We start from the raw sequence: 11,451 nt of genomic DNA on the forward strand, positions 1-11,451 counted from the left end.
CGGTGCCGAGCCGGGGAGGTGGCGGCTACTTGAGCCCGGTGTGGGCCATGCCCGCGATGATGTGGCGCTGCGCCACGATGTAGAGCAGCGCGATCGGGATGATGGAGACGACCGACCCGGCCATGACCACGTCCCACTCGGTGGTGAACTGCCCGCGGAGGGTCGCAAGCCCGAGCGGGAGGGTCATGAGCTCGGGCGACCTGATGACCACCAGCGGCCACAGGAAGCTGTTCCAGCTCGACATGAACGCGAACACCGCGAGGGTCGCGAGCGAGGGGCGCACGAGCGGCAGCATGATCGTGGTGAAGATGCGCAGGTGGCCCGCCCCGTCGATGGTGGCGGCCTCGTCGAGCTCGCGCGGCACGCCCTCCATGGCCTGCTTCAGCAGGAACACCCCGAACGCGGAGGCGATCGTGGGAGCCAGCAGCGCGAAGTAGGTGTCGTTGAGCTGCAGCCGTGTCATCTCGATGAACAGCGGCACGACGAGCACCTGCAACGGGATCATCAGCGTCGCGAGGTAGACGGCGAACACGACGTTGCGGCCCCGGAACGGCAGCCGGGCGAACGCGTACGCGGCCATCGACGAGGTGACGAGCTGGAGCAGTGTCGTGGCGACGGCGATCCCGAACGAGTTGCCCACGATGCGCCACACCGGCATGACGCCGAACAGCTCCCGGTACGCGTCCAGGGTGGGGTCCTCGACGACCAGGCTCGGCCCCGAGGAGAGCGTCCCGCCGGGCGTGATCGAGGTGATCACCGTCCAGAGGAAGGGGAACAGCATGGCGACGGCGCCGAGGGCGACGACGAGGTAGAGGAGGCCGCGGCGCGCGAGCCGCGTGGTTGTGATGTCAGGCATGGTTCACCCACCGCTTCTGGCCGTGCAGCTGGAATGCCGTGACCCCGAGGATCAGGGCGAAGAGGAGCCAGGACAGCGCAGACGCCTCGCCTGCGCGCCCGTAGCGGAACGTCAGGTCGTAGATCTGGCCGACGACCACCTGGCTCGCGCCCGATGGGCCTCCCCCGGTCATCACGTACACCTGGTCGAACACCTGGAAGCCGTTGACGAGCGAGATCACCACGACGAAGAACGTCGAGGGGGACAGCAACGGGAGCGTGATCGACCGGAACCGCTGCCAGGCGTTGGCGCCGTCCATCCGCGCCGCCTCCATCACGTCGCCCGGGATCGCCTGCAGGCCGGCCAGCAGGATGACCATGACGAAGCCGAGGTCCTTCCATGCGGAGGCGAGGATGACCGAGGGCAGAGCCCACGTCGGGTCCGTCCACCAGCCCGGCTCCGGGAGGCCGATGGCGCCCAGCACCTGGTTGACCAGGCCGTTGCCCGGGTTGAGCAGCCACTGCCAGACCAGCGCCACGACGACCCAGCTCGTGACCACGGGAAGGAAGTAGGCGGCGCGGAAGAAGGACCGGCCGCGGAACGCCTGGTTCAGCAGCAGCGCGAGTCCCAGGCCGCCCACGTACACGAGCGGCAGGTACCCGGCGATGTACATCAGGGTGTTCCCGAAGACCTTCCGGGTCGTCGGGTCGCCCAAGAGCTTGGCGTAGTTGTCGAGCCCGACCCACTCCATGCCGGAGATGAGGTTCCAGCGGTGCAGGCTCACCCAGGCCGATCCCACCATCGGGACCAGGACGAAGGCGATGAGGGGGATCGCGCTCGGCAGCAGGAACAGCAGCACCCACCCGACGCGCTTCAGCCCACGGCGGCGCGACGCGGGTCCGCGGCGGGCGCGGGTGGCTGCCCTGCCGGCGGTCGCGGCGGGGGCGCCGGCGATCGACGGCGCGGTCGGCGCGCTCATCGGACCGGCTCCGCGTGCTGGTCGTCCGCCCCGGCGTGGAGGCGCTCGCGCACGAGCCGTCCCTGGTCACCGGTGGCGCCCGCGGCGTCGAACGGGCTCGCCAGGACGAGGGAGGCGGCGCCGAGCGCCCACTTGTCCTCGGCCCAGGGCTCGATCACGAACGGGATGCCGCGACGCGCGGGCATGAGGTGCCCGCGGAAGGACGGCTCGAAGCCGGGCTCCCAGTGCCGCCACGCGTCGATGCCCTCCCCGAGCAGCACGATCACCTCGGGGTCGATGGTGTGCACGACGCCCGCGAGGGCCCTGCCGAGCCGTGCGCCGGCCTCCCGGTAGATCTCCAGGGCGGCGGCGTCGCCGCGCTCGGCGGCCTGGCGCAGACCGGCGGCGGTTCCTCGGGGGCCGACCACGCCCTGCTCGAGAGCTGCCCGCACCAGGGCGTCCTCGCCGATGTGGGCCTCGAGGCAGCCTCGCGACCCGCACCCGCAGAGCGGGCCGTCCGTGGTGATGGGGATGTGCCCGATCTCGCCCGCGCCACCCGACGCGCCACGGTAGACGGCGCCGTCGACGACGATGCCGCACCCGATGCCGCGCCCGATGGTCACGACCAGGTAGGAGCCGTGGTCGCGGCCGGTGCCGTACAGCCGCTCGGCGACCGCGAGGGTGTTGACGTCGTTCTCCACCAGGACGGGCACGCCGAGCGTGCTGCGCAGCACCGCGCCGACGTGCGCGTCGGACCAGCCGAGGGTCGGGGCGTCGACGATGCCGGAGGCCTGGGAGTCGACAGACCCCGGGATCCCGACGCCGATGCCGAGCAACGGTCCCGAGTGGTCGTCGACCGCGGTGCCGAGGATGTGGCCGAGCGCGTCGAGCGCGTCCGGCGCGTCCGGGTCGAAGCGCTGCGTGGACTGGCTGCGCACGGTGCCGTCGAGGTCCACGTCGACGAGGGCGACGTGGTCGGCGGTGACCTTGGCGCCGATCGCCCCGCCGGCGGACCGGACCAGGCCGAGGAGCCTCGCCGGGCGCCCGCCCTGCGAGGGCGCGTGCTCGAGCTCGGTGACGAGCCCGCGGGCGATGAGGTCCTTGGTCAGCTGCGTCACGAGGGCCGGGCTGACGTCGAGCGCCCGGGCGACGTCGGCGCGGGACGTGGGCCCGCGCGTGCCGAGCAGCCCGAGGATCGCCGACGGGACCAGGTCACCACGGGCAGACGGGCGGGTTGCGGGTGACATCGAACTCCTTTGTTCACCACTAAATTTAGTGCAACACTAACTAGCGCCACAGTGGTCGTCAACTCCGCAGGTCGCGGCCCTGCCAGGAGCCGCGCGCCATGCCGCTCGCTCCCCCAAGCGCGCGACGACGTCCGGCCCGCCACGCCCCGCAGGCATGGCGAACCGCGCGCCAGGCGGACGCCGGCCCTGCCGGTCAAAGCGGCCGTGGCGGAGGCTGCGCAGTCACGTCCGCAGGCGCGGGCCGCCCGCGGTCAGGCGGTGACGTCGGCGCGCGTCACGAGCACGGGGCAGCGCGACCGGCGGACGACGCCCCGGCTCACGGACCCGAGCAGCAGGCCGGCCAGCCCGCCCCGCCCCCGTGCGCCGACCACGACCAGGTCCGCTGCAGCGGAGGCCTGCGTCAGGACATGCGCCGCCGGGCCCTCCGTCACCTCCCACGCGACCTCGATCGGCAGCTCGCGTTCGGCGAGGAGCACCCGGGCTGCCGCCTGCACGCGCTCGGCGTGGGCGAGCGCCATCTCGTCCGGCGTGATCCCCGGGTAGGCCACGGCCCAATAGCTGAGGGTCGCCGATGCCTCGGCCCGGGTCCACGACGTCACGACCCGCAGCGTCGAGCCGCGCAGCACCGCCTCGTTCACGGCCGCGAGCAGCGCGGTGTCGGCGCCAGCCGACCCGTCGATGCCCACCACGACAACGCCCGTCGTCGACCTCTCGGCCGAGTCGGCGGGCACCACGACGACCGGGCAGGTCGCGCGCTGCACAGCGCCCGTGGCGACCGATCCGGTCAGGGCCTCGCTGAACCACCCGGTGCCGTGCCGCCCCAGCACGAGCATCCGCGCCCCGTGCGCGCGGTCCACCAGCGCTTGGGCCGGCGAGCCGTGGCCGATGGCCGCGCTCACCGCCACCGACGCGTCGGCATCCCGGACGATCTCGGCGCCCTCGTCGGCCACGGCCTGGACCCCAGCGAGCACTGCCTGCCCCAGCGGAGAGCTCCCGGCGCCTCCGCCCGGCCTGTCGGCGAAGCCCCACACATGGACCACCAGCACGTCGCTGCCCGCACGGGCGGCCTCTGCCGCCGCCCACCGCACCGCCACCGCCGATTGCTCGGAGGCGTCATACCCGACGACGATCGGAGCAGCCACCATGACCTCCTCGAGCCTCAGCCGGTCTGGCTCTCCATGCTGCACCCGACATCGCGGCGCCGCCCGGCGCCGGCCGGCCCCCGGGTGGGCTAGCGGCCCTCCCCGGTGAGGCCCGAGATGTACGCCTGGACCACCGAGGTGTCCTGGTCGCCCATGCCGAGCGCCGTGAGGTCGGAGAACGCCTCGTGCAGCCGATCGGCGATCACGGTGCGCGTCGTCGTGCGGTCCGCCTCCGCCCGGTAGGCCGCAAGGTCCTTGACCATGAACTTGGCCGCCCCGGAGACCCTGTAGTCCTTCTCGGCGAAACGCGTCGCCTTGTCGGCGAGGATCGTGCTGGCCGCGTAGCCGCCCTGGAGCAGCGTGAGCAGCCTGCCGACGTCGAGCCCCGCGCGCTCGGCGACGACGGCGGCCTCCGCGATCGCCACCAGCTGGGCCGCGCAGATGAGCTGGTTGCACGCCTTCGCGACCTGCCCCGCCCCCAGCGGGCCAAGATGCACGGGCGTCCCCATCAGGCTCAGCACGGGCATCACCTGGTCGACCAGGCCCCGTGGCCCCCCGACCATGATCGACATCGTGCCGGCGACGGCGCCGATCTCACCGCCGGACACCGGGGCGTCGACGAGCCGCAGCAGGTCCGTCCGCGCGGCCAGCTCAGCGTCGAGCTCGCGGACCCCGTCCGGCGAGACGGTGGAGCAGATGACGAGGACCGTCGGCCGCCGCAGCCCGGCGACGAGCCCGTCGGGGCCGTCGAGGAGGCCGCGCAGCTGCGGGAGGTCGGGCAGCATCACGAGGATCAGGTCGCAGGCCTCGGCCACCGCCCGCGCCGTGCTCACACCGGTGGCGCCGCGCTCGATGAGGGCGTCCGCGTTGCCGCGGCCGCTGTCGAGGAGCACGAGCCCGCGGCCCTCCGACGCGACGCCGTCCAGGACATGGCCGGCCATCGGCCTGCCCATCACGCCCAGTCCGATGAACCCGATGTCGGCCATCCCCACCTCCATGTGAGCAGCGTGCGCGCGAACGCGTGCAGGCGGCCACACCGCGCGGACGCCATTACGGTCAACCTAGCAAACGCTGTTCACTCACCTGTACGGTCGTGGCATGAGCAGCACTTCCCCCGACCGTCTCCGCGTCGTCGTCGCCACCCCGCTCACCGACGAGCACTGCGCACTGCTGTCCCGGCTCGAGCCGCGGCTCGACGTCGTGTGCGACCAGGCCCTGCTCCCCCCGATGCGGTTCCCCGGCGACCACTCGGGCGACCCCGGCTTCACCCGCTCGGCAGCTGACCAGGCCCGGTTCGAGGCACTGGTCGACAGTGCGGAGGCCCTGTACGGCATCCCCGACACCGACCCCGCAGCCCTGCGCCGCACCGTGCGCGCCAACCCGCGGCTGCGGTGGGTGCACACAATGGCCGCCGGTGGCGGAGCCCAGGTCAAGGCGGCGGATCTCACACCCGACGAGCTCGAGCGTGTCGCCATCTCGACATCCGCGGGACCGCACAGCAGCACCCTCGCAGAGTTCGCCCTCTTCGCCGTGCTGGCCGGCGCCAAGTCGCTGCCCCGGCTCCAGGCGCAGCAGCAGGCGCGGACGTGGAGCAGCCGCTGGACCATGCGCCACCTCTCCGAGATGACTGTGCTCGTGGTCGGCCTGGGCAACATCGGACGCGCCACCGCGCGGCTCTTCGCGGCCACTGGCGCGCGGGTCATTGGGGTGAACCGCACCGTGCGAGCCGTCGACGGCGTTGAGGAGGTCGTCGGAGTCGACCGCCTGGCCGAGGTCGTCGGGCGCGCCGACGCCATCGTGAGCACCCTGCCCGGCACCGACCGCACGCGCCACCTGATCAGTAAGGACGTACTCGCGCAGGTGAGGCCAGGGGTCATTTTCGCGAACGTCGGCCGGGGCGACGTCGTCGACCAGGACGCCCTCGTCGAAGCGCTGCGCGACGGCCGTGTCGGGTTCGCGGGCCTCGACGTGGTGGCGGTCGAGCCTCTCCCCGCGGACGACCCGCTGTGGGGCTTCGAGAACGTGCTCATCTCGCCTCACACCGCCGCCCTCAGCAACCAGGAGGACCGCCGCATCGCCGAGCTGTTCGCAGCGAACGCCACGCGACTGCTCAACGGCGAGGAACTCGCCAACCGGATGAACACGGTCGACTTCTACTGACCGTGCGGTCCCAGGCGCCACGAGACCGCGTGCCCCACGGCGCCTCCGACGCAGCACCGATGGGAGATGGCATGGCCCCGACATCCGACTCCGGGCGCAGCCCTGCTCCGGCTGTCACCCGCGCCGCCGCGATCCTCATCCTCCTGGCGGAACGCGGACAGCCGGTGGGGCTGGCCGACATCGCCCGTGCGCTCGGCGTCGCGAAGTCCTCGACGCTGAACCTCTGCCTCGCGCTCGAACAAGCGGACCTCGTGCGGAAGACCGAGCAGGGGTACGCGCTCGGCCGCGCCACCGTGCGGCTCGGCGGCGCCTTCGTGCGCGAGTTCGACGTCGTCAGGGAGTTCTACCGCGTCTGCGCCGAGGCGCCAGCCCTCCAGAACGAGCTGCTCCAGATCGCCATGCTCGACGGCACGGACGTCCTGTACCTGGCCCGGCACGAGGGACGGGCGCCGTTGCGCCTTTCCGCGTCGATCGGGGACAGGTTCCCGGCCGCCATCACCGCAGTCGGGTGCGCCCTGCTTGCCGACCTCGACATGGACGAGGTCAGACGACGTTTCGCCGACCCTGCGGCGCTCCCCCGATGGACCGACCGCTCGGTCGCGACGGTAGACCGTCTCACTGCCAAGCTCGAGGCCACCCGGGCCCGCGGTTACGCGCTGGATGATGGCGAGACCCACCCGGGGATCGTGGGGATCGCGGTGGCGATCCCGCCCCGCACGTCCGCGGACCAGCAGCTGGCAATCGGCGTCTCCCTCATGACCACGCCTTCTGACACGGATCGGGAGCACGTCGTGGCAGCGCTGCTCGACGCGCGCGCCGCCCTCACCGCGCCGCAGCTGCGCACCGGCCCCGCATCGTCCAGCTGACGACGTCTTAGGCTCGGCGGGTCAACTACTCGCCTCCCGAAGGAAGCCATGCCCCGGATCCAGCTCTCGAGCATCTATGTCGACAATCAGGAGAAGGCACTGGCCTTCTACACGGACGTCCTGGGCTTCCAGCTGAAGCAGCACGTCCCGGTGGGGGCGTACGCATGGATCACGCTCGTCTCCGCCGACGACCCGGCCGGCCCCGAGCTCGTACTCGAGCCCGCAGCGCACAAGGCTGTGCAACCATACCGGCGGGCGCTCTACCGTGACCGCATTCCGGTGACCTCTTTTGCCGTCGACTCTGTGGACGCGGAATACGAGCGCCTGCGCGAACTCGGGGTCCGCTTCATGCAGAAGCCGACGACCACGGGACCGGTGACGGTCGCTGTCCTCGACGACACCTGCGGGAACCTCGTGCAGATCGCCTCGCCAGCGGCAAGCCCCGACGCCTGACGTCGAGCAGGCCGTTGACCTGCGGTAATGCCCTCACAGAGGATCGTTCCGGGGCGCGCGGCGCATGGCGTCCCGCGCCCCGAGACGCTGCCGTGCGGGCCCCCGGGATCGGGGACGCGGGGGCATGTCATGTGGGCAAAACAGCGTGTCATGTGGGTAAAACAGAAAGAGCCATCCCCATAGGGGATGGCTCTTTCTGAATGATGTTCCGGCGGCGACCTACTCTCCCACACCCTGGCGAGTGCAGTACCATCGGCGCTGAAGGGCTTAGCTTCCGGGTTCGGAATGGGACCGGGCGTTTCCCCTTCGCTATGACCGCCGTAACTCTATGGAGATATGAATCTCGGGATGATTCCCGTTCGTATCTCGGGAACCGCACAGTGGACGCGTAGCAATGTAGTGTGGTGAAGTCATCGGCTTATTAGTACCGGTCAGCTCCAGCAGTCTTTCGTCCTGCCTTCCACATCCGGCCTATCTACCCAGTGGTCTAGCTGGGAGCCTCTCGGGGCACTAGTCCCCATGGAAACCTCATCTTGAAGCAGGCTTCCCGCTTAGATGCTTTCAGCGGTTATCCCTTCCGAACGTAGCCAACCAGCCGTGCTCCTGGCGGAACAACTGGCACACCAGAGGTTCGTCCGTCCCGGTCCTCTCGTACTAGGGACAGCCCTTCTCAAGTTTCCTGCGCGCGCAGCGGATAGGGACCGAACTGTCTCACGACGTTCTAAACCCAGCTCGCGTACCGCTTTAATGGGCGAACAGCCCAACCCTTGGGACCTACTCCAGCCCCAGGATGCGACGAGCCGACATCGAGGTGCCAAACCATGCCGTCGATATGGACTCTTGGGCAAGATCAGCCTGTTATCCCCGGGGTACCTTTTATCCGTTGAGCGACGGCGCTTCCACAAGCCACCGCCGGATCACTAGTTCCGACTTTCGTCCCTGCTCGACCTGTCAGTCTCACAGTCAAGCTCCCTTGTGCACTTGCACTCGACACCTGATTGCCAACCAGGCTGAGGGAACCTTTGAGCGCCTCCGTTACATTTTAGGAGGCAACCGCCCCAGTTAAACTACCCACCAGGCACTGTCCCTGGTCCGGATGACGGACCGAGGTTAGATATCCAGAGCGACCAGAGTGGTATTTCAACGTTGACTCCACCGACACTGGCGTGCCGGCTTCACAGTCTCCCACCTATCCTACACAAGCCGCACCGAACACCAATACCAAGCTATAGTAAAGGTCCCGGGGTCTTTCCGTCCTGCTGCGCGTAACGAGCATCTTTACTCGTAGTGCAATTTCGCCGAGTTCGCGGTTGAGACAGCGGGAAAGTCGTTACGCCATTCGTGCAGGTCGGAACTTACCCGACAAGGAATTTCGCTACCTTAGGATGGTTATAGTTACCACCGCCGTTTACTGGGGCTTAAATTCTGAGCTTCGCCTTGCGGCTGACCCGTCCTCTTAACCTTCCAGCACCGGGCAGGCGTCAGTCCGTATACATCGTCTTGCGACTTCGCACGGACCTGTGTTTTTAGTAAACAGTCGCTTTCCCCTGGTCTCTGCGGCCGTCCACGCTCCCCCAGCAAGTGGGATCACGCTTCGGGCCCCCCTTCTCCCGAAGTTACGGGGGCATTTTGCCGAGTTCCTTAACCACGATTCTCTCGATCGCCTTAGTATTCTCTACCTGACCACCTGAGTCGGTTTAGGGTACGGGCGGCTAGAACCTCGCGCCGAGGCTTTTCTTGGCAGCATAGGATCACCCAATCATCCCGCATTCGCGGTCACCATCAGTTCTCAGGCTATGTGAGAGGCGGATTTGCCTACCTCTCGCCCTACAACCTTGGACGTGGACTACCATCGCCACGCTGGGCTACCTTCCTGCGTCACCCCTGTTAATGCGCTTACCTACTGCCGGCTCGGGTCGCGCGCTCCCCCGCCCGGTGTCCCCGAAGGGACGATGGACGGCTTCGGGCGCTTAGCATCACCGGGGTCGGTATGGGCGGTTCTTCGCCGGTACGGGAATATCAACCCGTTGTCCATCGACTACGCCTGTCGGCCTCGCCTTAGGTCCCGACTTACCCAGGGCGGATTAGCCTGGCCCTGGAACCCTTGGTCATTCGGCGGACGGGTTTCTCACCCGTCTTTCGCTACTCATGCCTGCATTCTCACTCGTGTGGCGTCCACCGCTGGGTCACCCCGCGACTTCACTCGCCACACGACGCTCCCCTACCCATCCACACGCCTGAACCACGAAGGCTAAGCTATTGTGTGAATGCCACAGCTTCGGCGGTATGCTTGAGCCCCGCTACATTGTCGGCGCGGAATCACTTGACCAGTGAGCTATTACGCACTCTTTCAAGGGTGGCTGCTTCTAAGCCAACCTCCTGGTTGTCTGTGCAACTCCACATCCTTTCCCACTTAGCATACGCTTGGGGGCCTTAGCTGGTGGTCTGGGCTGTTTCCCTCTCGACTACGGAGCTTATCCCCCGCAGTCTCACTGCCACGCTCTCACTTACCGGCATTCGGAGTTTGGCTAACGTCAGTAACCTTGTGGGGCCCATCGGCTATCCAGTAGCTCTACCTCCGGTAAGAAACACGTGACGCTGCACCTAAATGCATTTCGGGGAGAACCAGCTATCACGAAGTTTGATTGGCCTTTCACCCCTAACCACAGGTCATCCCCTCGGTTTTCAACCCAAGTGGGTTCGGTCCTCCACGCGGTCTTACCCGCGCTTCAACCTGCCCATGGCTAGATCACTTCGCTTCGGGTCTAGAGCACGCGACTGTATCGCCCTATTCGGACTCGCTTTCGCTACGGCTTCCCCACACGGGTTAACCTCGCCACGTACCACTAACTCGCAGGCTCATTCTTCAAAAGGCACGCTGTCACCCCTGCTAGGGAGGCTCCAACGGATTGTAGGCACACGGTTTCAGGTACTATTTCACTCCCCTCCCGGGGTACTTTTCACCTTTCCCTCACGGTACTTGTCCGCTATCGGTCACTAGGTAGTATTTAGGCTTAGCAAGTGGTCTTGCCGGATTCACACGGGATTTCTCGGGCCCCGTGCTACTTGGGATCCCCCTCGGGAGGCCACGTCATTTCGTCTACGGGGGTCACACCCTCTGTGCCGGGCCTTTCAATGCCCTTCGACTATAACGCGGCTTTCTGACTCCCTGCTGATTCGGCAGAACCAGCTGAAAGGTCCCACAACCCCGCACACGCAACGCCTGCCGGCTATCACACGCATACGGTTTGGCCTGATCCGCTTTCGCTCGCCACTACTCACGGAATATCTCTTCCTGTCGGTACTGAGATGTTTCACTTCCCGACGTTCCCTCCACACACCCTATATATTCAGGTGCGGGTCACTGGACATGACTCCAGCGGGGTTTCCCCATTCGGAGATCCTCGGATCACGGTTCGTTTGCCAACTCCCCGAGGCTTATCGCAGGCTACTACGTCCTTCATCGGCTCCTAGTGCCAAGGCATCCACCCTGTGCCCTTAAAAACTTGACCACAAAATTCTACAAAGATGCTCGCGTCCACTGTGCAGTTCTCAAGCTACGAACGATCCCCGCGCTGACACCGGCGCCTACCCAGAACTGGGCGGTTCGACCGATCACACGGACCCGTATCCAGCCACCCCACCGCAACCCATCCGAAGACGAGCCAGCGGGGCAACCCGAGACAACAACCTTCCGGCTGTTCCCTCAGGACCCAACAGCGTGCCCAGCCGACCCGATCAGACCCCCTCGTGTTCCAGACCCGGGCGAACCCGAGACGTACTAGAAGGA

8 protein-coding genes and 2 rRNA genes are annotated in these 11,451 nt (G+C 67.6%); 3 read left to right on the plus strand and 7 right to left on the minus strand.

Annotation, left to right across the window (positions count from 1 at the left end; genetic code table 11):
- Positions 1–25 precede the first annotated feature (25 nt).
- The 5 genes from NP064_RS12700 to NP064_RS12720 all read right to left on the minus strand — a co-directional run bounded on the left by NP064_RS12700 (position 26) and on the right by NP064_RS12720 (position 5,168).
- Positions 26–856 carry a carbohydrate ABC transporter permease gene (locus NP064_RS12700; RefSeq protein WP_227570641.1) on the minus strand — a complete coding sequence of 277 codons (831 nt, stop codon included), beginning with the start codon at positions 854–856 and terminating at the stop codon, positions 26–28.
- On the minus strand, positions 849–1,814 hold the full coding sequence (locus tag NP064_RS12705; protein WP_227570640.1) for a carbohydrate ABC transporter permease: 966 nt from the start codon (positions 1,812–1,814) through the stop codon (positions 849–851). The genes NP064_RS12700 and NP064_RS12705 overlap by 8 nt, the downstream gene beginning before the upstream one ends.
- Positions 1,811–3,040: an ROK family transcriptional regulator gene (locus tag NP064_RS12710; protein WP_227570639.1), complete on the minus strand. Its 1,230-nt coding sequence runs from the start codon at positions 3,038–3,040 to the stop codon at positions 1,811–1,813. The genes NP064_RS12705 and NP064_RS12710 overlap by 4 nt, the downstream gene beginning before the upstream one ends.
- A gap of 251 nt (positions 3,041–3,291) precedes the next feature.
- A complete protein-coding gene (locus NP064_RS12715; RefSeq protein ID WP_227570638.1) occupies positions 3,292–4,182 on the minus strand; it encodes a universal stress protein in 891 nt (296 codons plus the stop codon).
- An 89-nt stretch (positions 4,183–4,271) separates the two neighbouring features.
- Positions 4,272–5,168 (minus strand): NAD(P)-dependent oxidoreductase, encoded by an 897-nt coding sequence (locus tag NP064_RS12720; RefSeq protein WP_227570637.1) that lies wholly within the window; start codon positions 5,166–5,168, stop codon positions 4,272–4,274.
- 112 nt (positions 5,169–5,280) lie between these two features.
- On the opposite strand from NP064_RS12720, the gene NP064_RS12725 reads away from it, so the two are divergent.
- The 3 genes from NP064_RS12725 to NP064_RS12735 all read left to right on the plus strand — a co-directional run bounded on the left by NP064_RS12725 (position 5,281) and on the right by NP064_RS12735 (position 7,661).
- Positions 5,281–6,342, plus strand: a complete 1,062-nt coding sequence (locus NP064_RS12725; protein WP_227570636.1) for a D-2-hydroxyacid dehydrogenase — start codon at positions 5,281–5,283, stop codon at positions 6,340–6,342.
- A gap of 71 nt (positions 6,343–6,413) precedes the next feature.
- On the plus strand, positions 6,414–7,208 hold the full coding sequence (locus NP064_RS12730; RefSeq protein ID WP_227570635.1) for an IclR family transcriptional regulator: 795 nt from the start codon (positions 6,414–6,416) through the stop codon (positions 7,206–7,208).
- Positions 7,209–7,256: 48 nt separating this feature from the next.
- The gene (locus NP064_RS12735) at positions 7,257–7,661 is read left to right on the plus strand and encodes a VOC family protein (protein ID WP_227570634.1); all 405 of its coding nucleotides are present in this window, start codon (positions 7,257–7,259) and stop codon (positions 7,659–7,661) included.
- A gap of 206 nt (positions 7,662–7,867) precedes the next feature.
- Here the strand turns inward: NP064_RS12735 and rrf are convergent.
- Positions 7,868–7,984 (minus strand): 5S ribosomal RNA (gene rrf / locus NP064_RS12740).
- Between the two features lie 78 nt (positions 7,985–8,062).
- Positions 8,063–11,173, minus strand: a 23S ribosomal RNA gene (locus NP064_RS12745).
- Positions 11,174–11,451: the final 278 nt, after the last annotated feature.

Source organism: Cellulomonas chengniuliangii, assembly GCF_024508335.1.
GTDB lineage: Bacteria > Actinomycetota > Actinomycetes > Actinomycetales > Cellulomonadaceae > Cellulomonas_A > Cellulomonas_A chengniuliangii.

Bases quoted from the DNA above. Each gene is read 5' to 3' on its own strand.
- NP064_RS12700 (WP_227570641.1), bottom strand. From the start codon at position 856: ATGCCTGACATCACAACCACGCGGCTCGCGCGCCGCGGCCTCCTCTAC.
- NP064_RS12705 (WP_227570640.1), bottom strand. From the start codon at position 1,814: ATGAGCGCGCCGACCGCGCCGTCGATCGCCGGCGCCCCCGCCGCGACC.
- NP064_RS12710 (WP_227570639.1), bottom strand. From the start codon at position 3,040: ATGTCACCCGCAACCCGCCCGTCTGCCCGTGGTGACCTGGTCCCGTCG.
- NP064_RS12720 (WP_227570637.1), bottom strand. From the start codon at position 5,168: ATGGCCGACATCGGGTTCATCGGACTGGGCGTGATGGGCAGGCCGATG.
- NP064_RS12725 (WP_227570636.1), top strand. From the start codon at position 5,281: ATGAGCAGCACTTCCCCCGACCGTCTCCGCGTCGTCGTCGCCACCCCG.
- NP064_RS12730 (WP_227570635.1), top strand. From the start codon at position 6,414: ATGGCCCCGACATCCGACTCCGGGCGCAGCCCTGCTCCGGCTGTCACC.
- NP064_RS12735 (WP_227570634.1), top strand. From the start codon at position 7,257: ATGCCCCGGATCCAGCTCTCGAGCATCTATGTCGACAATCAGGAGAAG.